A 19,805-nucleotide genomic window follows, 5' to 3' on the forward strand; every position below is an offset into this window, starting at 1 on the left:
GCGCGACGCTACCCTGGCGGGCCTCCCTTGCCACGGTCTTACTGCCCGGCCGTACACTGAGCGGGGGCTCTCTGGCACTCGAACACGCAGAGTGCCAACGAACGTCAGAACACGTCGGAACACGTCGGAACACGGCAACGGATCACGCTGGAGGTGTGCGCGATGCTCAGCGAACGCAGACTCGAAGTGCTGCGCGCCATCGTCCAGGACTACGTCGGGACGGAGGAGCCGGTCGGCTCCAAGGCGCTCACCGAGCGGCACCGGCTCGGCGTCTCGCCCGCCACCGTGCGCAACGACATGGCGGTGCTGGAGGAAGAGGGCTACATCGCCCAGCCCCACACCAGCGCCGGCCGGATCCCCACCGACAAGGGCTACCGCCTCTTCGTCGACAAGCTGGCGGGGGTCAAGCCGCTGTCCACGCCCGAGCGCCGGGCCATCCAGAACTTCCTCGACGGTGCCGTCGACCTCGACGACGTCGTCGGCCGCACGGTGCGGCTGCTCGCGCAGCTCACCCGGCAGGTGGCGGTCGTCCAGTACCCGAGCCTGACCCGGTCGACCGTCCGGCACGTGGAGCTGCTCTCGCTCGCTCCCGCGCGCCTGATGCTCGTACTGATCACGGACACCGGACGCGTCGAGCAGCGGCTCGTCGACTGCCCGAGCCCCTTCGGCGAGGCCTCGCTGGCCGACCTGCGGGCCCGGCTCAACAGCAGGGTCGTCGGCCGTCGCTTCACCGACGTGCCCCCGCTCGTCCAGGACCTGCCGGAGTCCTTCGAGGCCGACGACCGCGGCACGGTCTCCACCGTGCTGTCGACCCTCCTCGAAACGCTGGTGGAGGAGGCGGAGGAGCGGCTGATGATCGGCGGTACCGCCAATCTCACCCGCTTCGGACACGATTTCCCCCTGACGATCAGGCCGGTGCTGGAGGCGCTGGAGGAGCAGGTCGTGCTCCTCAAGCTGCTCGGCGAGGCCAATGAGTCGGGGATGGCCGTAAGGATCGGGCACGAGAACGCCTACGAGGGGCTCAACTCCACGTCGGTCGTCTCGGTCGGTTACGGTTCGGGCGGCGAAACCGTCGCCAAACTCGGCGTGGTCGGACCGACCCGCATGGACTACCCCGGAACGATGGGAGCGGTACGCGCAGTGGCACGTTACGTCGGACAGATCCTGGCGGAGTCGTAAGTGGCCACGGACTACTACGCCGTTCTCGGCGTGCGCCGCGACGCATCGCAGGACGAGATCAAGAAGGCCTTCCGGCGCCTCGCGCGTGAACTCCACCCGGACGTGAATCCGGATCCGAAGACGCAGGAGCGCTTCAAGGAGATCAACGCGGCCTACGAGGTGCTCTCGGACCCGCAGAAGAAGCAGGTCTACGACCTCGGCGGCGACCCGCTGTCCGCCTCCGGCGGTGGCGGCGGAGCCGGCGGCTTCGGCGCGGGCGGCTTCGGCAACTTCTCCGACATCATGGACGCCTTCTTCGGCCAGGCCTCGCAGCGCGGCCCGCGCTCGCGGACCCGGCGCGGCCAGGACGCCATGATCCGCCTCGACCTCGAGCTCGACGAGGCGGCCTTCGGGACCACCAAGGACATCCAGGTCGACACGGCTGTCGTCTGCACCACCTGCTCCGGCGAGGGCGCCGCCCCCGGCACCTCGGCGCAGACGTGTGACATGTGCCGCGGCCGCGGTGAGGTCTCGCAGGTCACCCGGTCCTTCCTGGGCCAGGTCATGACCTCGCGTCCCTGCCCGCAGTGCCAGGGCTTCGGCACCGTCGTCCCGACCCCGTGCCACGAGTGCGCGGGCGACGGCAGGGTCCGCTCCCGCCGCAGCCTCACGGTCAAGATCCCGGCCGGTGTCGAGAACGGCACCCGGATCCAGCTCGCGGGCGAGGGCGAGGTCGGCCCCGGCGGCGGCCCCGCCGGCGACCTGTACGTGGAGATCCACGAGCTGGCGCACCCCACCTTCCAGCGCCGCGGGGACGACCTGCACTGCACGGTCACCATCCCCATGACGGCGGCCGCACTGGGCACCAAATGCCCGCTGGAGACACTCGACGGGCTGGAGGAGATCGACATCCGGCCCGGTACCGGGTCCGGCCAGGCGATCCCGCTGCACGGGCGCGGCGTCACCCACCTGCGCGGCGGCGGGCGCGGCGACCTGATCGTCCACGTCGAGGTCACCACCCCGACCAAGCTGGACGCCCAGCAGGAGGAACTGCTGCGCCAGCTGGCGAAGCTGCGCGGCGAGGAGCGGCCCATGGGCCAGTTCGCGCCGGGCCAGCAGGGCCTGTTCAGCCGTCTGAAGGACGCGTTCAACGGTCGCTGACCGACAGGCCGCGCACCGCTTCGAGCCCGGCCCGGGGACGCCCCCGGCCGGGCTCTTCGCGTGCCCCCGGCAGCCGCCCTCAGGCCCGCAGGGAGCGGACTATGCCAGGCGAATGCGGTGATTCGGCCCCATGGGCGGGACGTGGCACGATGCAGTGCATGTCCACCGCCGCGAACGGTCTCTCCCCCCACCCGATCGTGCAGGCTCCCATGGCGGGCGGCGCCTCCTGCCCGCCGCTCGTCGCCGCCGTGTGCGAGGCGGGCGGACTGGGCTTCCTCGCCGGGGGCTACAAGACCGCCGACGGGATGTACCAGGAGATCAAACAGGTGCGCGCGCTCACCCGGTACCGCTTCGGCGTGAACCTCTTCATGCCGCAGACCGGGTACGCCGACCCGGCCGCGGTGGAGGCGTACCGCGGGCAGCTGGCCGGCGAGGCGAGCTGGTACGAGATCTCGCTCGCCGAGGAGGACATCATCGGCACCAGCGACGACGGATACGACGCCAAGCTGGCCATCCTCCTCGAAGACCCGGTCCCGGTGGTGTCGTTCACCTTCGGCTGTCCCGACCCCACGGCCCTCGCCGCCCTGCGCAAAGCCGGTACGTACACCGTCGTCACCGTGACCTCCGTCGAGGAGGCCCGCACCGCCCAGCAGGCGGGCGCCGACGCCGTCTGCGTCCAGGGCGTCGAGGCGGGCGGCCACCAGGGCACCCACCGGGACGACCCGCAGATCGACGGCACGGCGGCCGTGGGACTGCTCGCGCTGGTGGCGCAGGTACGGGAGGCCGTGGCCCTGCCGATCATCGCCGCGGGCGGGGTCATGCGGGGCGCGCAGATCGCCGCGCTGCTGGCGGCCGGCGCGGCGGCGGCGCAGCTCGGCACGGCCTTCCTGGTGTGCCCCGAATCGGGGGCGGACCCCGTCCACAAGAAGGCGCTGACCGATCCGCTCTTCGTCCGGACGGAACTGACCCGGGCCTTCTCCGGGCGGCCGGCCCGGGGGCTGGTCAACCGCTTCGTGCGGGAGCACGGCCCCTACGCCCCGGCCGCCTACCCCCAGGTCCACCATCTGACCTCGGGGCTGCGCAAGGCGGCCGCCGCGGCCGGGGACCCGCAGGGCATGGCCCTGTGGGCCGGACAGGGGCACCGGCTGGCGAGAGCGCTTCCGGCGGCACAGCTGGTCGAGGTGCTGGCTGCCGAACTGGCCGAGGCGCAGAGCACGTTGAAGGAAATGCAGATGAGGAGTGCGTCATGACGGCCCCGGTGTTCGTGGTCGAAGAGGTCCCCGCAGGCCCGGAGTTCGTCCTGGACGGCCCCGAGGGCCGGCACGCCGTGTCCGTGAAACGGCTGAACCCGGGCGAGCAGGTGGTCCTCACCGACGGCCGCGGCGGCTGGGCGGAGGCGGTCGTCAAGGCCGCCGAGGGCAAGGACCGGCTCGTCGTCGCGGTCGCCGCCGCCGGGCAGGAGGCGGAGCCCGGCGTCCGCATCACCGTGGTCCAGGCCCTGCCGAAGGGGGACCGGGGCGAGCTGGCCGTCGAGACGATGACCGAGACCGGCGTGGACGCGATCGTGCCCTGGCAGGCCTCGCGCTGCATCACGCAGTGGCGCGGCGACCGCGGGGCCAAGTCCCTGGCCAAGTGGCGGGCCACGGCCCGCGAGGCGGGCAAGCAGTCCCGCCGCGTCCGCTTCCCGGAGGTGGCCGAGGCCATGTCCACCAAGCAGGTCGCCGCGCTGCTGGCCGGCGCCGACCTGGCGATGGTCCTGCACGAGGACCGCGACACCCCGTCGCAGGCCCTGGCCACGGCCGAGCTGCCCGCCTCCGGTTCCGTCGTCCTGGTGGTCGGCCCGGAGGGCGGCGTCTCCCCCGAGGAGCTGGAGGTCTTCGCCGCGGCGGGGGGCCGCCCCCCCCCCCCCCNGGGGGCCCGCCCCTACCGCCTCGGCCGTTCCGTCCTGCGGACCTCCACCGCCGGCACCGCGGCCGCGGCGGTCCTGCTCGCCCGTACCGGACGCTGGGCCTGACCGGCCGGAATGCGCGCCCGCGGCGGGCCCCCGGCTGGATACGATGCCCGGACCGATCAACATCACGGGAGGGTGAGCAATGGCCGGGGAACCGCAGGCCGACTGCCTGTTCTGCAAGATCGTCGAGGGTGCCGTCCCGGCGACGGTGGTCCGGGAGACCGAGACCACCGTCGCCTTCCGGGACATCAACCCGCAGGCGCCGACGCACGTGCTCGTCATCCCCAAGGTGCACTACCCCGACGCGGCCTCCCTCGCGGCCGCCGAGCCGGGCATCGCCGCCGACATACTGCGTGAGGCCGCACAGGTCGCCGCCGACGAGAAGATCGACGACCACGGCTACCGGGTCGTCTTCAACACCGGCTCCGGCGCCGGCCAGACCGTCTGGCACGCGCACGCGCACGTCCTGGGCGGGCGCGGCCTCCAGTGGCCCCCGGGGTAGCACGTGTCCGCCAGAGAGTTCGTGGTGCTGGGCACCGCCAGCCAGGTGCCCACCCGCCACCGCAACCACAACGGCTACCTGCTGCGCTGGGACGGCGAGGGCATCCTCTTCGACCCGGGCGAGGGCACGCAGCGCCAGATGCTGCGGGCCGGCGTGGCCGCGCACGACATCGACCGCATCTGCATCACCCACTTCCACGGCGACCACAGCCTCGGCCTCGCCGGGGTGATCCAGCGGATCAACCTCGATCAGGTCCCGCACCCCGTCGCCGCGCACTACCCGGCGTCCGGACAGAAGTTCTTCGACCGGCTCCGCTACGCCACGGCCTACCGGGAGACCGCGGAGATCCTGGAGCAACCGGTCTCCGGGGACGGACCGGTGGCGCAGGGCGCCTCGTACGTCCTTCAGGCCCGGCGGCTCTCGCACCCCGTGGAGTCCTTCGGCTACCGGATCACCGAGCCCGACGGGCGCCGGATGGTGCCCGAACTGCTCGCCCGGCACGGGATCAAGGGCCCCGACGTGGGCCGGATCCAGCGGGACGGGCGCCTCGGCGAGGTCACGCTGGAGGAGGTCAGCGAACCCAGGCCCGGACAGCGCTTCGCCTTCGTCATGGACACCCGGCTCTGCGGCGGCGTGGACGAGCTCGCCGAGGGCTGCGACATGCTGGTGATCGAGTCGACCTTCCTCGACGAGGACGAACGCCTGGCCACCGACCACGGGCACCTCACCGCCGGCCAGGCGGCCCGGGTGGCGCGGGACGCGGGCGTGCGCCACCTCGTGCTGACGCACTTCTCGCAGCGGTACACCGACCCCACCGAGTTCGAACGCCAGGCACGGGCGGCCGGGTTCGAGGGGGAGCTCACCGTGGCCGCGGACCTGATGCGGGTGCCGTTGCCGAAGCGGGGCTGACACGGTCGGCGACCCGGGGCGCGTACGTGCGTCCCGGGCCGCGGCGCGGCGTGCGGTGACCGGCCCGGAGGGCATCGTGCGGGTGATCTGCGCCACACTGGGTTCTGATCCCGCCCGGGGCGGGGAGACCTGGCAGCTTTCACCGAGAAACGGCCCTTCGAGACCGACAGGGGAGACCACCGTGACCAGTGGGGACCTCGACAGCCGCACCGCAGCCCTGGACCCGCTCGGGCCGCTGCGCGACCCGGAGGAACCGGGCTGCGACGTCTTCCTGACCGGGACGGTCTTCCTCGACATCATCTTCACCGGACTGGACTCGGCGCCGGTGCGCGGTACGGAGTCCTGGGCGCGCGGCATGGGCTCCAGCCCCGGCGGCGTCGCCAACATGGCCACCGCCCTGGCCCGGCTCGGCCTGCGCACCTCACTGGCCGCGGCCTTCGGCGACGACCACTACGGCGAGTACTGCTGGGACGCCCTGGAGCAGGGCGAGGGCATCGACCTGGCCATGTCCCGGACCGTCCCCGGCTGGCACAGCCCCGTCACCGTCTCGATGGCCTACGAGGGCGAGCGCACGATGGTCTCCCACGGCCACGAGGCCCCTCCGCCGGCAGGCCCCGGCCCCTTCCCGCAGTGCCCGCCGAGGGCCCGCGCCGCCGTCGCCTCGCTGGAGCCCGGCCGCGGCGAGGCATGGATCGCAGAAGCCGCCCGGCGCGGTTCGCGGATCTTCGCGGACGTGGGCTGGGACGAGAGCGGACGGTGGGACCTGGGGGCCCTGGCCGACCTGGAGCACTGCGAGGCCTTCCTGCCGAACGCGGGCGAGGCCATGCGGTACACGCGCACCGATTGCCCGCGGGCGGCGGCCCGCGCACTGGCCGAGAGGGTCCCGGTCGCGGTGGTGACCATGGGCGCGGAGGGCTCGTACGCGGTCGACAGCCGCACCGGGGAGACCGCCCACGTCCCCGGGATCGCCGTGGAGGAGCTGGACCCGACGGGGGCGGGGGATGTCTACGTGGCGGGCTTCGTCACCGGCACCCTGGCGGGCTGGCCGCTGGCGGACCGGCTGGCCTTCGCCGGGCTGACCGCGGCCCTGTCGGTCCAGGAGTTCGGCGGGTCCCTGTCGGCGCCCGGCTGGCCGGAGGTGGCCCACTGGTGGCAGGCCGCCCCGCACGCGCTGCGCGGCCGCTACGGCTTCCTGGACGAGCTGATTCCGCCGGCCGCGACCCCGGCCGCCCGGCGCAGAGCCGTGCCGACCATCGGCTTCCGGCACTCCGCTTAGCCGCAGGACCGCGGACGCGGCCCGGGGCCGGGCCGGGGCTGGGCGAGTGCCGGGCCCGGGCGGCGCTGAAAACCTCTCGGGGAAGCCGCGGCGGCGACGTACGCTTGGTACTCCGGAGGTCGTCGATCGGCGCGGCCCCTCAGCGGGAGGTATGCGCAGGCCACAGTGCCGGCCCATGACTCAGACATCGACAGCCCACATCCCTGCGCCGGGGCAGGCGCGAGCACATTTCACCGTACCGGCGACACACCCGATGGTGACGGTGCTCGGCTCGGGCGACGCCCTGTTGCGCGTGATCGAGAAGGCCTTCCCGAAGGCCGACATCCATGTTCGGGGCAATCAGGTCAGCGCGATCGGAGAAGCGGCGGAAGTCGCCCTGATCCAGCGACTGTTCGACGAGATGATGCTGGTGCTCCGCACCGGGCAGCCGATGACGGAGGACGCAGTGGAACGCTCGATCGCCATGCTCAAGGCGAGCGGCAACGGCAACGGGCCGGAGGAGACCCCGGCGGAGGTGCTCACCCAGAACATCCTCTCCAGCCGCGGCCGGACCATCCGCCCCAAGACCCTCAACCAGAAGCGGTACGTCGACGCGATCGACAAGAACACGATCGTCTTCGGCATCGGCCCCGCCGGTACCGGAAAGACCTACCTCGCCATGGCCAAGGCGGTCCAGGCCCTCCAGTCCAAGCAGGTCAGCCGGATCATCCTGACCCGGCCCGCCGTCGAGGCGGGGGAGCGGCTCGGCTTCCTGCCGGGCACCCTCTTCGACAAGATCGACCCGTATCTGCGCCCGCTCTACGACGCGCTGCACGACATGCTCGACCCCGACTCGATCCCGCGGCTCATGGCGGCGGGCACGATCGAGGTGGCCCCTCTGGCATACATGAGGGGCAGGACCCTCAATGACGCGTTCGTGGTGCTCGACGAGGCCCAGAACACGACCACCGAGCAGATGAAGATGTTCCTGACCCGGCTCGGCTTCGACTCGAAGATCGTGATCACCGGTGACATCACCCAGGTCGACCTGCCCGGCGGGGCCAGGAGCGGTCTGCGCCAGGTTCAGGAAATCCTGGACGGGGTACCGGACATCCACTTCTCCAGGCTCACGTCCGAGGATGTCGTCCGGCACAAGCTGGTCGGCCGTATCGTCGACGCGTACGAGAAGTACGACGACGGCCAGCAGGCCGCCAACGGCTACCAGCGGAAGTAGAACCCAGCGCACCATGTCGATCGACGTCAACAACGAGTCCGGAACCGAGGTCGACGAGCAGGCGATCCTCGACATCGCCCGCTACGCGCTCACCCGGATGCGGATCCACCCGCTCTCGGAGCTCTCCGTCATCGTCGTCGACGAGGACGCCATGGAGCAGCTCCACATCCAGTGGATGGACCTGCCCGGCCCGACCGACGTCATGTCCTTCCCGATGGACGAGCTCCGTCCGCCGTCGAAGGACGACGAGGAGCCCCCGCAGGGACTCCTCGGCGACATCGTGCTCTGCCCCGAGGTCGCGAAGAAGCAGGGCGAGGAAGCCCCGACGCAGCACTCCATGGACGAGGAGCTCCAGCTCCTGACCGTCCACGGAGTGCTGCACCTGCTCGGCTACGACCACGAGGAGCCCGACGAGAAGGCCGAGATGTTCGGCCTCCAGGCGGCCATCGTGGACGGCTGGCGCGGTGAGCGCGGGCTCACCGGCCCGTCCCCGGCTCCCACCGTCTCGTGAGCGCCCCGCAACTGATCACCGGCGCGGTGCTGCTGGTGATCGTGGCCTGGTTCGCGGCGTGCGCGGAGTCCGGCATCGCCCGTATCTCGATCTTCCGCGCCGAGCAGGCCGTACGGGAGGGCAGGCGCGGCAGCGAGAAGCTCGCCCAGGTCGCCGGCGACCCCACCCGCTACCTCAACGTGGCGCTGCTGGTCCGGGTCACCTGCGAGATGGCGGCCGGGGTCCTCGTCACCTACGTCTGCCTCGACACGTTCGGCGAGAACTGGACCGCCCTGCTCGTGGCCATCGCCGTGATGGTGCTGGTCTCCTTCGTCGCCGTGGGCGTCTCCCCCCGCACGATCGGCCGCCAGCACCCGCTGAACACGGCGACGGCGGCCGCGTACGTCCTCGTACCGCTCGCCAGGATCATGGGGCCGATCCCGCAGCTGCTGATCCTCATCGGCAACGCGCTCACGCCGGGCAAGGGCTTCCGCAAGGGCCCCTTCGCCTCCGAGGCCGAGCTGCGGGCCATGGTCGACCTCGCCGAGAAGGAATCGCTCATCGAGGACGACGAGCGCCGGATGGTGCACCAGATCTTCGAACTCGGCGACACCCTCGTGCGCGAGGTGATGGTGCCGCGCACCGACCTCGTCTGCATCGAGCGCTACAAGACGGTCCGTCAGGCGACCACGCTCGCCCTGCGGTCGGGTTTCTCGCGCATCCCGGTCACCGGGGAGAACGAGGACGACATCGTCGGGATCGTCTACCTCAAGGACCTGGTCCGCAAGACACACGTCAACCGTGAGTCCGAGACCGACCTGGTGTCGACGGCGATGCGGTCGGCCGTCTTCGTGCCGGACACCAAGAACGCGGGCGATCTGCTGCGCGAGATGCAGCAGGTGCGCAACCACGTGGCCGTCGTCATCGACGAGTACGGCGGCACGGCCGGCATCGTCACCATCGAGGACATCCTCGAGGAGATCGTCGGCGAGATCACGGACGAGTACGACCGGGAGCTCCCGCCGGTCGAGGACCTGGGGGAGGACCGCTACCGGGTCACGGCGCGCCTGGACATCACCGACCTCGGTGAGCTGTTCAAGGTCGAGGCCTTCGACGACGAGGACGTGGAGACGGTCGGCGGACTGCTGGCGAAGGCGCTGGGCCGGGTGCCGATCGCGGGAGCCTCGGCGGTCGTGGAACTGCCCGACGGCCGTCCGCTGCGGCTGACGGCGGAGGCGCCCGCGGGCCGGCGGAACAAGATCGTGACGGTGCTCGTCGAACCGGTGGCCGCGGCGGAGGCCGCGGGGGAGGAGGGGGAATGACCCCGGCGCAGCTGCGGGAGTTCTGTCTGGGCTTCAACGCGGCGGTGGAGGAGTTCCCCTTCACCCCGGAGACCTCGGTGTTCAAGGTGAAGGGCAAGATGTTCGCCCTCAGCACGCTGGACGCCGAGCCCCTGAAGATCAACCTCAAGTGCGAGCCGGAGCTGGCCGTGCGGCTGCGCGAGGAGCACGAGGCGATCGCGCCGGGCTACCACATGAACAAGCGGCACTGGAACACGGTGACGGTGGGCGGAATCCCCGACGTGATGCTGCGCGAGCTCGTCGAGGACTCGTACGACCTGGTGGTCGCGGGGCTGCCGCGGGCGGAGCGGCTGAAGCTCGACCGGCCCTGACCGTGGCCGATCCCGGGCCGGTCCGGGCCGCGGCGGGGTCGTTGCGCGGCCCGGGCGGGGGGCTCCCTATGCTTTCGACCATGACGGAGAGCACCGGGATCGACCCCGAGGACAGCAAGATCATCACGCTGGCGCGCAGCGCCCGGGCCCGCAACGGGGTGCCCGAGGGGGCGGCGGTGCGGGACGAGACGGGACGGACGTACGTCGCGGGCACGGTGGAGCTCGACTCCCTGAAGCTGAGCGCGCTGCAGACCGCGGTCGCGATGGCCGTGGCCAGCGGGGCGCGGTCCCTGGAGGCCGCGGCAGTGGTGAGCGCGGCCGACGCCCCGGCCGAGGCCGACCGGGCGGCGGTCCGCGACCTCGGCGGCCCGGACACCCCGGTCCTCCTGGCGGCCCCGGACGGCACCCTGAAGTCCACGACCCCGGCCGGCCGGTAGCCTCTGGCCTCCCGGCGGGGTCGCTGTCCCGTGTTCGGCCGCGGCCCGGCAGGCTCTGCCCGCCGATGCGGCCCCGCCCGGCCATTCCAGCCTCGGCCACATCCAGCCTCGGGCGGGCAAAGCCGGCCCCGCCGGCCTTTGAGGCGCGGGGTCCGGGGCGGCGCCCCAGGAAACCCGGCTCCGCCGGGCGCCGGCCTCCGCCCGGACCCTCCCCCGGCTACCGCTGGTTCGGGACGGCGCACTCGCTGCGCCAGTACGTGCATGCGGCGCTCGGGGTGAGCCCGACGGCCTACCGGCCGTCCTTCCGGGCCACCGGAGGAGCGGGAGGGGGCGGTGCCACGCCGCCATCTCCTGATGGGCCATCAGTTGATGCCGGGTCCGTGCATTGACTTCTCCCGTCGCCCGCTCGTGAATGGGCCCCTGCGCGGGGCGCGGCGCGAGGCAACCCAGGGGGCGGGCAGTGCGAACACGGGCGCGGAACCGGAGATGGTCGGCAGCCGTCGGCATGGCCGCTCTCGCGGCCACGGCCGGGGGCGCCCTCGGCGCACCCGCCGCGGCCGAGGGGGAGACGCCCCCGGGACAGGTGGACTTCCCCACGCAGTGCCTGGCGCCCCAGGAGGCCGGACTCCCGCCCGCCGACGGGCGGACCACCGCCAGGATCACCGTGGACGACCCGGCACCCCGGCTCGGCGACACCGTCACCGTGACCTACCAGGTCCTCGGGACCCCGGCCCTGAACCCGGTCGGCGGCGAACTCCCCGCCGACACGCTCACCCCGGCCGGCCGGATCCTGCTCGGGGGCGCCCAGAGCGGCGAGGTCACCGTCGTCGGCGCCCAGCGCAACGACCCCGTCCCGGCCGGCGCGCCCCTGCCCGCGGTCACCATGACCGGCACCTTCACCGTCACCGCGCCCGGCGAGATCACCCTGGCACCCGGCCCCTACACCCTGCACACCGGCCAACTCGTGGATCTCGACACCAGCTGCACCGCCTCCGGTCCGGCCCCGGCCCCCGTCTCGGCACGCCTCACCGGCACCGCACTGCCCACGGCCAACCTGCGCACCGTCCGCCTCGCCGCCGCCCACGGCAGACCCGGAGCCGGGGTGAAGGTCACCGCCGCCGGGTTCCCGCCGGGCGCCTCCGTGACCGTCGCGGGGCGGGCCGGCGCCGCCGAGACCGCCGACCGGGTGCGCGCCACCGCCGACGGCCTGGGCACGGCCGTCGTGGAGCTGCCGGTCACCGACCGCACGACCACCGCGGTCGTCGCCTACGAGGGCACGGCCTGGTCCGCGGGCCAGGGCTCCGGCCCTGCGGCGTACACGGTCGTCGACGCCGCCCCGCCGCCGGCCGCCACGCAGAAGGTCACCGCCACCGTCGAACCGGGCGCGCTCGGCATGACCCAGGCAGGCGAGGACATCACCCTCGGCGCGGTCCCGTACGGCGGTGGCGGCCCGGCGCCCGGCCGGATCGGCACCGTGACCGTCACCGACGCCCGCGGCGGCCCGGCCGGCTGGTCCCTGACCGGCAAGGTCACCGACTTCACCGGCCCCGGTGGGATCCGCATCCCGGGCGCGTCCCTGTCCTGGACCCCGTCGTGCGTGGCGGCCCCGGGCAGCCTCAGCCCCTGTACGCCGGGCAGCGCGGGCGCCGTCGGCCCCGAGGGTGCGCTCCTGGCCTCCACCCCGGACGGCCCGCTGGCCGGCGGCACCTTCACGGTCGACGCGACGGTCACCCTGCGCGTGCCGCCGTACACCCCGCCGGGCGCCTACACGGCGGTCCTGACCCTGACCCTGTCGTGACCCGTACGACCCCGTCGGCGTCCGGGGCGCGGCGTGCGGGGCACGGCCCCGGGAAGCGGTCGAGGGACGGGGTGGGGAGAAGGCTCCGGGCGGTCACAGCGCCGGTGCTCGCCGCCGCCGCGCTCGTCGCCGCGACCGCCGGGACGGCCGGGGCCGAGGACGGCCAGTGGTCCGTGCTGCCCGCCGCGAACACCCTGGGACAACGGCCGTGTTTCTATCTTGCCGCCGCACCCGGCCAGCACGTCACCGACGCCGTCACCCTCACCAACCGCGGCGACCGACCCCGCACCTTCCGCCTCTACGCCGCCGATGCCCACCACACCGCCCGCGACGGCGGCTTCGCTCTCCGCGGGCCCGACGAGCCGCGCCGGGCCGTCGCCGCGTGGACGAAGCTCGACCGGGAGCGGGTCACCGTCCCGGCCGGTGGCACGGTCCGGGTCGGCTTCACGCTCACCGTCCCCGACCGCGCCGCACCGGGGGACCACCCTGGCGCCGTGGCCGCCCTGGAGGAACGGCCGGGCGAAGCCGCCGCCGCGCGGATCATCGGGGTGCGGCAGGCCGTCGCCGCCCGGCTGTACCTGCGGGTCATTGGCCCCACCGCGCCCGCCCTCGCCGTCCGGGACGTCACCGTGGACCGCCGGGGCGGCGCCGCGGCGGAGGTCTCGTACACCCTCCACAACACCGGTAACGTCACCCTCCGGCCCCGGGTCACCCTCACCGCCTCCGGCGCGCTCGGCCGCCGGCTGCTCGACCGCGGGCTCACCGGGCTGCCCGCCGAACTGCTGCCGGGTCAGGAGGAGCGCCTGCAGGCCCGCTGGGACGGCCCGCCCACAGTCGAATGGGCCCGGGTGACGGTGCGGGCGCGGGCCGACGGAACCACAGCTCAGGGCCGTGCCGCCTACGCCGCGCACCCGCCTCTCGCGGCTGTGCTCGCCGTCACCGCCCTGGCCTGGTCGGCGCTGGGAGCGGCATCGGGGAGAATGGCCCGTATGAGCGATCGTTCCCCCGAGTCCACCGCCCCGCACCGTGCGGGCTTCGCCTGCTTCGTCGGCCGTCCCAATGCCGGGAAGTCGACCCTCACCAACGCACTCGTGGGCACGAAGGTCGCGATCACCTCCAACCGGCCGCAGACCACCCGCCACACCGTCCGCGGCATCGTGCACCGCCCCGACGCCCAGCTCGTCCTCGTCGACACGCCCGGCCTGCACAAGCCGCGCACCCTGCTCGGCGAGCGCCTCAACGACGTCGTGCGCACCACCTGGGCCGAGGTCGACGTCATCGGCTTCTGCCTGCCGGCCGACCAGAAGCTCGGCCCCGGCGACAAGTTCATCGCCAAGGAGCTCGCGGGGATCAAGAAGACCCCCAAGATCGCCATCATCACCAAGACCGACCTGGTCGAGTCCAAGCAGGTGGGCGAGCAGCTCATCGCCGTGCACCAGCTCGCCGAGGAGCTCGGCTTCGAGTGGGCCGAGATCGTCCCCGTCTCGGCGGTCGGCGACAGCCAGGTCCAGCTGCTGGCCGACCTGATCGCGCCGCTGCTGCCGGAGAGCCCGCCGCTGTACCCGGAGGGCGACCTCACCGACGAGCCCGAGATGGTCATGGTCGCCGAGCTGATCCGCGAGGCCGCCCTGGAAGGCGTACGGGACGAGCTCCCGCACTCCATCGCCGTGGTCGTCGAGGAGATGATCCCGCGGGAGAACCGCCCGGCCGACCGCCCGCTGCTCGACATCCACGCCAACGTCTACATCGAGCGGCCGAGCCAGAAGGGCATCATCATCGGCCCGAAGGGTTCCCGCCTGAAGGAGGTCGGGATGAAGTCGCGCAAGCACATCGAGGCGCTGCTCGGCACCCCCGTCTTCCTCGACCTCCACGTGAAGGTCGCCAAGGACTGGCAGCGGGACCCCAAGCAGCTGCGCAAGCTCGGCTTCTGACCGGTCGCCCGGGCCCGCCCCCGCGGGCGCTCCACGACAGGGCAGTACACCTGGGCTAGGCGAGGCGCCGGATCTTCAGCGCGTTGTCGGGACGGGTCCCGGGACGGCCCTCCGGGTCGGTCATGGCCTGCACGTGCTCGGCCGCGGTGAGGACCTCCCAGCCGCCCTGCGGCAGTTCCAGCTGCGCCAGGACCTCGTGCGGGGTGGGGAAGTGGATGTCGGCGAGGGCCTCCGGGTTCCACGACGGCCCGCCCGCGTGGCCCACCACGAGGAGGGTCCCGCCGGGGGCCACCGCGGCGGCGGCCCGGCGCAGGATCCGCTCGCGCGGGAAGTCCCCGTAGCTGTGCAGGAAGCACGCCGAGACGAGGTCGAACTCCCCCTCGGGGAAGGACTGCGCGAAGTCGTGCTGCTGCCAGTCGACGAGGTCCCCGACCCCGGCCTCGGCGGCGTGCTCGGCGGCGCGGCCGAGGGCCACCTTCGAGATGTCGGCGGCGGTGACCCGCCATCCGCGGCGGGCCAGCCAGACGGTGTCCGCACCCTCCCCGCACCCGAGGTCGAGGGCCCGGCCGGGGGCGAGGTCCTGGGCCTCGCGGACCAGAAGGGCGTTGGGGTTGCCGCTCCAGATGCGCGTGCTCTCGCCGTAGCGCTCGTCCCAGAACTCCGCGCCGCCTGCGACGGGCCCGTTCCCGTTCTCCTGCGTCCCGTGCGTGTGCTCGTGCGTGTGGCCGTGGTCGTGGTCGTGCGTCGTCATGGGTGCCTCTTCCGCTCGCGGTCTTCGTGCCCCCGATGCTGCGCCCACCCCGCCCCCCTCGGCAAACAAAGTTGCCGACCCGGCAAACGCGAACGTGGCCGGCCCCGCCTGCCGGTCGGCGCGCCCGCGGCGCGGCAGCCGGAGCACGCCGGTCAGGCCCCGGGCTCGGCGGGCGGTTCGGCGATCAGGGCGGTGCCCACCCGGCGGAAGCCGGCGCGGCCGTAGATCCGGGCCACGTCCTCGTCGCCCGCCGAGAGGAAGACCGTACGGGCGCCGCGTGCGCGGGCCTGCGCGACAAGGGCCGAGGTGACCCCGAGGGCCAGGCCCTGGCGGCGGGCGGACGGGAGGGTGCCGACGCCCACGACCTCGGCGACGTCCCCGACCGGGTTGAACATGCCCGAGCAGAGCACCACGCCGTCGCGCACGGCCGCGGCCATCCCCGAGGTGCCCGCCGCCAGCTTCGCCGAGACGCTCGCCCGGCGGCTCTCCACCGACGGGTCCTCCAGCGCGGCCGCCAGCTCCGCCGGTCCGGCCTCGCCCACCGCCGTGCCCGGGTCCGCGAAGGCCAGCGAAGGTACCGCCAGCGCGGCCGACAGCAGCGGGTCCTCGGCGTCGAGCAGCCGCACCTCCGGGTGCGGGGGCAGCTCCTCGGAGGTCTCCAGCACCATCAGCGGGTGCGCGTGGACGTGCAGCCCGGCCGCCTCCGCGGCGGCGCGCAGCGCCGGGCTGGTCTCGGCGACCCACTCGAAGGACTCGGGCACGCCGAGTTCGCGCTGGCGGGCGAGGACCCGCTCCACGTCGGCGGCGGTCGCGTCGGAGCCGCCGAGCGCGGGCCGCGCGTAGTACGGCCAGCCCGCGCCCTCCTGGACGAACAGGGTCAGCGGTCCGAAGTCCTCGGCCCGGGCCCCGCCCACCCGCGGCACCGTGTCGTAGTACCGCTCCAGCTCGGACAGCGGCGAATCGATCATGTGATGGGTCATCCGGCCATCCAAGCAAAGGGCCGGTGGTCAGGCACCCTCTTTCAGGACCCGGGAGATCAGCGCCCGCTGGGCCTCCGACAGGCGCGGCTCGGCGCAGGAGACCGTCCGGCCGTCCACCGTGATCCGGTAGGCGAAGCCGTCCCGCACCCGGTCCGCCGGGTCGCCGGGCGGACCGGGCCGCAGCGCGAGCTGGGCCAGGGCCTGCCACTCGTCCTCGTCCGGCAGGCCGGAGGTGTCCACCTCGGCCCGTCGCTCGATGCCCGCGAAGCCGCCCGTCCGTACCACCAGAATCCGCATGGGAGCCGTCCTACCCCGAGAACGGGACGCCCACCACCGACCATGCCTTCTGGAGTGCCTGGTGCTCCGCCCCGCCGTCCCCGTAGCGGGTGGCGGCGGCCGCCGTCGAGAGCCGGGCGAACTCCGCGAAGTCCGCCTTGGGGGTGAGGTCCCCGCCGGTCAGGGTGTCGTACCAGATCTGTCCGGCCCGCTCCCAGGCCTTGCCGCCGAGCTCGGTCGCCGCGATGTAGAAGGCGTGGTTGGGGATGCCGGAGTTGATGTGGACGCCGCCGTTGTCGCTGTGGGTGTTGACGTAGTCGTCCATGGTGGCCGGCTGCGGGTCCTTGCCGAGCTCGTCGTCGTCGTAGGCGGTGCCCGGCGCCTTCATGGAGCGCAGGGCGACCCCGGTCACGTTGGGTCCGAGCAGTCCGGCCCCGATCAGCCAGTCGGCCTGGTCGGCGGTCTGTTCCAGCGAGTACTGCTTGATCAGGGAGCCGAAGACGTCCGACATCGACTCGTTCAGGGCGCCCGACTGGCCGCGGTAGCGCAGGTTCGCCGTGTACTGGGTGACGCCGTGGGTCAGCTCGTGCCCGATGACGTCCACCGACACGGTGAAGTCGAGGAAGAGGTCCCCGTCCCCGTCGCCGAAGACCATCTGCTGCCCGTCCCAGAAGGCGTTGTTGTAATCCTCGCCGTAGTGGACGGTGGCGTCCAGCGGGAGCCCGGAGTCGTCGATCGAGCGGCGCCCGAAGCCCTTCAGGAACAGCTCGTACGTCGCCCCGAGGCCCGCGTAGGCGCGGTTGACGGTGGCGTCCTTGCTCAGCGGGTCGCCCTCCTCGCGGACCTTCGTCCCCGGCAGCTGCGTACGGTGCTGGGCGTCGAAGATCGTCCGCTGCGGATCGTCGCCCGCCGGTGCGGCGAGGGTGGGCACGATCCCGCGCACGGCGGTGACCCGGCGCCGGGTGCGCAGCAGGGAGTCGCGCTCCAGGGTGCGCTGGGCGAGGTCGGCGCGCCGGGTGTCCGCGGAGAGCGCGGCCTTGTCGAGGAGGTGCGGCGGCACGACGGTGCAGAAGACGGGGTGGCGGTGAGTGTGGGAGGCATCCATGCCCGGCAATGTGGCACCGAGTCACCGTCATGTCACCAGTTGCAACCATGATTCATTCGGTTGTGTCACCTTCCGTCGCTGCAGAAACGTGCCTGGTGTCTTTGCGCGGCCGGACCGGGGCGCTTTTGGGGGGATCACCCCGACCTGGGGGAGAAAAGGAGGCTTGGCTCACATTTGGTGCAAATCGGACGCCCGGGTCTTGCATACTGAAACAGGTCCTCGCGTTACGGCGCGGCTCGGCTAGGCTCGGCCCATCATGCGTTTCGGGCTGCTTCTCCTTAGCTGCCGCGGCGAGGGTCTGTAGTCGTAGGCCGGCCCCCTCCCCGCGGAGTTTGGTGTTGCGGTTTTCACTACCGCCGTCGGCCGTCCCAGCGAACTACCGCGGACACGCGAGGAGCCCAACGCCATGAGCCAGCAGCCTTTTGTCGGTCGCCCCACGCCCATCACGAACGCGACCCACACCCAGAAGTCCTCCGGGATGCCGATCCACAAGTACGGCGCGTACGAACAGGTGGACATCCCGGACCGCACCTGGCCCGATGCCCGCGTCACCAAGGCCCCCCGCTGGCTGTCCACCGACCTGCGGGACGGCAACCAGTCGCTGATCGACCCCATGACCCCCGCCCGCAAGCGCGAGATGTTCGACCTGCTGGTGCGCATGGGCTACAAGGAGATCGAGGTCGGCTTCCCGTCCTCCGGCGAGACCGACTTCGCCTTCGTGCGTTCCATCATCGAAGAGGGCGCGATCCCGGACGACGTCACCATCTCCGTACTGACCCAGGCCCGCGAGGACCTGATCGAGCGGACCGTGGAGTCCCTGGTCGGCGCCAGGCGCGCCACCGTGCACCTGTACAACGCGACCGCGCCGACCTTCCGCCGGGTCGTCTTCCGCGGCTCAAAGGAGCAGATCAAGCAGATCGCGGTCGACGGCACCCGCCTGGTGATGGAGTACGCCGAGAAGCTGCTGGGCCCCGAGACCACCTTCGGCTACCAGTACAGCCCCGAGATCTTCACCGACACCGAGCTGGACTTCGCCCTGGAGGTCTGCGAGGCCGTCTGTGACGTCTGGCAGCCGTCCGAGGGCCGCGAGATCATCCTGAACCTGCCCGCCACCGTGGAGCGTTCGACGCCGTCCACGCACGCGGACCGCTTCGAGTGGATGGCCCGCAACCTGACCCGCCGCGAGCACATCTGCATCTCCGTGCACCCGCACAACGACCGGGGCACCGCCGTCGCCGCCGCCGAGCTGGCCCTGATGGCCGGCGCCGACCGCATCGAGGGCTGCCTGTTCGGACAGGGCGAGCGCACCGGCAACGTCGACCTGATCACGCTGGGCATGAACCTGTTCTCCCAGGGCATCGACCCGCAGATCGACTTCTCGCAGATCGACGAGATCCGCCGCACCAGCGAGTACTGCAACCAGATGCCGGTCCACCCGCGCCACCCCTACGCGGGCGACCTGGTCTACACCGCCTTCTCCGGCTCCCACCAGGACGCCATCAAGAAGGGCTTCGACGCGATGGAGGCCGACGCGGCCGCCGCGGGCAGGACCGTCGACGACATCGAGTGGGCCGTGCCGTACCTGCCCATCGACCCCAAGGACGTCGGCCGCTCCTACGAGGCGGTCATCCGGGTCAACTCGCAGTCCGGCAAGGGCGGCATCGCGTACGTCCTGAAGAACGACCACAAGCTGGACCTGCCGCGCCGCATGCAGATCGAGTTCTCGAAGATCATCCAGGCCAAGACCGACGCCGAGGGCGGCGAGGTCACGCCGAAGGCGATCTGGGACATCTTCTCCGACGAGTACCTGCCCAACCCGGAGAACCCGTGGGGCCGCATCCAGCTGCGCTCCGGCTCGACGGCCACCGACAAGGACGGCACGGACACGCTGACCGTCGAGGCGGTCGTGGACGGCGTGGAGACGGTCCTGAACGGCACCGGCAACGGTCCGATCTCGGCGTTCTTCGACGCGCTGGCCGGCATCGGCGTCGACGCCCGCCTGCTGGACTACACCGAGCACACCATGAGCGAGGGCGCGTCCGCCGTGGCCGCCTCCTACATCGAGTGCGCGATCGACGGCCGGGTCCTGTGGGGCATCGGCATCGACGCCAACACCACCCGCGCCTCCCTGAAGGCGGTCATCTCCGCCGTCAACCGAGCGGGCCGCTGACCACTCGCACGTGAACCCCGCTCCT

The 19,805-nt window shown here is 72.6% G+C and carries 19 protein-coding genes and 1 pseudogene; 16 read left to right on the top strand and 4 right to left on the bottom strand.

Annotated features, from left to right (window positions below):
• Positions 1-162: 162 nt before the first annotated feature.
• The 15 genes and pseudogenes from hrcA (at position 163) to era (ending at position 14,498) form a co-directional block, all read left to right on the top strand.
• Positions 163-1,179, top strand: a complete 1,017-nt coding sequence (gene hrcA / locus AAT21_RS01865; protein WP_030027783.1) for a heat-inducible transcriptional repressor HrcA — start codon at positions 163-165, stop codon at positions 1,177-1,179.
• The gene (dnaJ, locus tag AAT21_RS01870; RefSeq protein ID WP_030840893.1) at positions 1,180-2,319 is read left to right on the top strand and encodes a molecular chaperone DnaJ; all 1,140 of its coding nucleotides are present in this window, start codon (positions 1,180-1,182) and stop codon (positions 2,317-2,319) included.
• Between the two features lie 158 nt (positions 2,320-2,477).
• Entirely contained in the window at positions 2,478-3,569 is a 1,092-nt protein-coding gene (locus tag AAT21_RS01875) for a nitronate monooxygenase (RefSeq protein ID WP_046774941.1), read from the top strand.
• The coding region (locus AAT21_RS01880) for a 16S rRNA (uracil(1498)-N(3))-methyltransferase (RefSeq protein ID WP_235438644.1) at positions 3,566-4,229 on the top strand (664 nt) is incomplete at its 3' end. The genes AAT21_RS01875 and AAT21_RS01880, both read left to right, overlap by 4 nt.
• A 1-nt stretch (position 4,230) precedes the next feature.
• Positions 4,231-4,333, top strand: a pseudogene (locus tag AAT21_RS38540) (16S rRNA (uracil(1498)-N(3))-methyltransferase); the annotation flags it as partial.
• A gap of 79 nt (positions 4,334-4,412) precedes the next feature.
• The gene (locus AAT21_RS01885) at positions 4,413-4,772 is read left to right on the top strand and encodes a histidine triad nucleotide-binding protein (protein WP_046774943.1); all 360 of its coding nucleotides are present in this window, start codon (positions 4,413-4,415) and stop codon (positions 4,770-4,772) included.
• A gap of 3 nt (positions 4,773-4,775) precedes the next feature.
• The gene (locus AAT21_RS01890) at positions 4,776-5,681 is read left to right on the top strand and encodes a ribonuclease Z (protein ID WP_046774944.1); all 906 of its coding nucleotides are present in this window, start codon (positions 4,776-4,778) and stop codon (positions 5,679-5,681) included.
• Positions 5,682-5,862: 181 nt separating this feature from the next.
• A complete protein-coding gene (locus tag AAT21_RS01895; protein WP_046774945.1) occupies positions 5,863-6,957 on the top strand; it encodes a PfkB family carbohydrate kinase in 1,095 nt (364 codons plus the stop codon).
• Positions 6,958-7,132: 175 nt separating this feature from the next.
• Positions 7,133-8,170 carry a PhoH family protein gene (locus AAT21_RS01900; protein ID WP_079025385.1) on the top strand — a complete coding sequence of 346 codons (1,038 nt, stop codon included), beginning with the start codon at positions 7,133-7,135 and terminating at the stop codon, positions 8,168-8,170.
• A 13-nt stretch (positions 8,171-8,183) separates the two neighbouring features.
• Positions 8,184-8,681, top strand: coding sequence for an rRNA maturation RNase YbeY (gene ybeY / locus AAT21_RS01905; protein WP_046774947.1), 498 nt, complete (start codon positions 8,184-8,186; stop codon positions 8,679-8,681).
• Entirely contained in the window at positions 8,678-9,982 is a 1,305-nt protein-coding gene (locus tag AAT21_RS01910; RefSeq protein WP_046774948.1) for a hemolysin family protein, read from the top strand. Before ybeY ends, AAT21_RS01910 begins: the two co-directional genes overlap by 4 nt.
• Positions 9,979-10,332 carry an MmcQ/YjbR family DNA-binding protein gene (locus tag AAT21_RS01915; RefSeq protein ID WP_046774949.1) on the top strand — a complete coding sequence of 118 codons (354 nt, stop codon included), beginning with the start codon at positions 9,979-9,981 and terminating at the stop codon, positions 10,330-10,332. The genes AAT21_RS01910 and AAT21_RS01915 overlap by 4 nt, the downstream gene beginning before the upstream one ends.
• An 80-nt stretch (positions 10,333-10,412) precedes the next feature.
• A complete protein-coding gene (locus AAT21_RS01920; RefSeq protein WP_046775520.1) occupies positions 10,413-10,769 on the top strand; it encodes a cytidine deaminase in 357 nt (118 codons plus the stop codon).
• A 505-nt stretch (positions 10,770-11,274) separates the two neighbouring features.
• Positions 11,275-12,567 carry a WxL domain-containing protein gene (locus AAT21_RS01925; RefSeq protein WP_046774950.1) on the top strand — a complete coding sequence of 431 codons (1,293 nt, stop codon included), beginning with the start codon at positions 11,275-11,277 and terminating at the stop codon, positions 12,565-12,567.
• Between the two features lie 980 nt (positions 12,568-13,547).
• Positions 13,548-14,498: a GTPase Era gene (era, locus tag AAT21_RS01930; RefSeq protein WP_030649798.1), complete on the top strand. Its 951-nt coding sequence runs from the start codon at positions 13,548-13,550 to the stop codon at positions 14,496-14,498.
• Positions 14,499-14,553: 55 nt separating this feature from the next.
• Here era and AAT21_RS01935 read toward each other — a convergent pair whose 3' ends face one another.
• From AAT21_RS01935 to AAT21_RS01950, 4 genes are all read right to left on the bottom strand, one after another.
• Complete coding sequence (locus tag AAT21_RS01935) at positions 14,554-15,249, bottom strand: class I SAM-dependent methyltransferase (RefSeq protein WP_046774951.1); 696 nt, start codon at positions 15,247-15,249, stop codon at positions 14,554-14,556.
• A 152-nt stretch (positions 15,250-15,401) separates the two neighbouring features.
• On the bottom strand, positions 15,402-16,229 hold the full coding sequence (locus tag AAT21_RS01940; protein WP_046774952.1) for a GNAT family N-acetyltransferase: 828 nt from the start codon (positions 16,227-16,229) through the stop codon (positions 15,402-15,404).
• A gap of 27 nt (positions 16,230-16,256) precedes the next feature.
• The gene (locus tag AAT21_RS01945; RefSeq protein WP_046774953.1) at positions 16,257-16,526 is read right to left on the bottom strand and encodes a protealysin inhibitor emfourin; all 270 of its coding nucleotides are present in this window, start codon (positions 16,524-16,526) and stop codon (positions 16,257-16,259) included.
• Positions 16,527-16,536: 10 nt separating this feature from the next.
• The gene (locus tag AAT21_RS01950) at positions 16,537-17,610 is read right to left on the bottom strand and encodes a M4 family metallopeptidase (protein ID WP_046774954.1); all 1,074 of its coding nucleotides are present in this window, start codon (positions 17,608-17,610) and stop codon (positions 16,537-16,539) included.
• 406 nt (positions 17,611-18,016) lie between these two features.
• On the opposite strand from AAT21_RS01950, the gene leuA reads away from it, so the two are divergent.
• Positions 18,017-19,780: a 2-isopropylmalate synthase gene (leuA, locus tag AAT21_RS01955; RefSeq protein WP_046774955.1), complete on the top strand. Its 1,764-nt coding sequence runs from the start codon at positions 18,017-18,019 to the stop codon at positions 19,778-19,780.
• The last annotated feature ends 25 nt before the right edge of the window (positions 19,781-19,805 follow it).

This window comes from Streptomyces yangpuensis (genome assembly GCF_001005295.1).
Classification (GTDB): domain Bacteria; phylum Actinomycetota; class Actinomycetes; order Streptomycetales; family Streptomycetaceae; genus Streptomyces; species Streptomyces yangpuensis.

Excerpts from the sequence above, each read along its gene's own strand:
- hrcA (WP_030027783.1), top strand. The coding sequence starts at position 163 with ATGCTCAGCGAACGCAGACTCGAAGTGCTGCGCGCCATCGTCCAGGAC.
- AAT21_RS01875 (WP_046774941.1), top strand. The coding sequence starts at position 2,478 with ATGTCCACCGCCGCGAACGGTCTCTCCCCCCACCCGATCGTGCAGGCT.
- AAT21_RS01885 (WP_046774943.1), top strand. The coding sequence starts at position 4,413 with ATGGCCGGGGAACCGCAGGCCGACTGCCTGTTCTGCAAGATCGTCGAG.
- AAT21_RS01900 (WP_079025385.1), top strand. The coding sequence starts at position 7,133 with ATGACTCAGACATCGACAGCCCACATCCCTGCGCCGGGGCAGGCGCGA.
- ybeY (WP_046774947.1), top strand. The coding sequence starts at position 8,184 with ATGTCGATCGACGTCAACAACGAGTCCGGAACCGAGGTCGACGAGCAG.
- AAT21_RS01915 (WP_046774949.1), top strand. The coding sequence starts at position 9,979 with ATGACCCCGGCGCAGCTGCGGGAGTTCTGTCTGGGCTTCAACGCGGCG.
- AAT21_RS01920 (WP_046775520.1), top strand. The coding sequence starts at position 10,413 with ATGACGGAGAGCACCGGGATCGACCCCGAGGACAGCAAGATCATCACG.
- AAT21_RS01925 (WP_046774950.1), top strand. The coding sequence starts at position 11,275 with ATGGCCGCTCTCGCGGCCACGGCCGGGGGCGCCCTCGGCGCACCCGCC.
- era (WP_030649798.1), top strand. The coding sequence starts at position 13,548 with ATGGCCCGTATGAGCGATCGTTCCCCCGAGTCCACCGCCCCGCACCGT.
- AAT21_RS01935 (WP_046774951.1), bottom strand. The coding sequence starts at position 15,249 with ATGACGACGCACGACCACGACCACGGCCACACGCACGAGCACACGCAC.
- AAT21_RS01940 (WP_046774952.1), bottom strand. The coding sequence starts at position 16,229 with ATGACCCATCACATGATCGATTCGCCGCTGTCCGAGCTGGAGCGGTAC.
- AAT21_RS01945 (WP_046774953.1), bottom strand. The coding sequence starts at position 16,526 with ATGCGGATTCTGGTGGTACGGACGGGCGGCTTCGCGGGCATCGAGCGA.
- AAT21_RS01950 (WP_046774954.1), bottom strand. The coding sequence starts at position 17,610 with ATGGATGCCTCCCACACTCACCGCCACCCCGTCTTCTGCACCGTCGTG.
- leuA (WP_046774955.1), top strand. The coding sequence starts at position 18,017 with ATGAGCCAGCAGCCTTTTGTCGGTCGCCCCACGCCCATCACGAACGCG.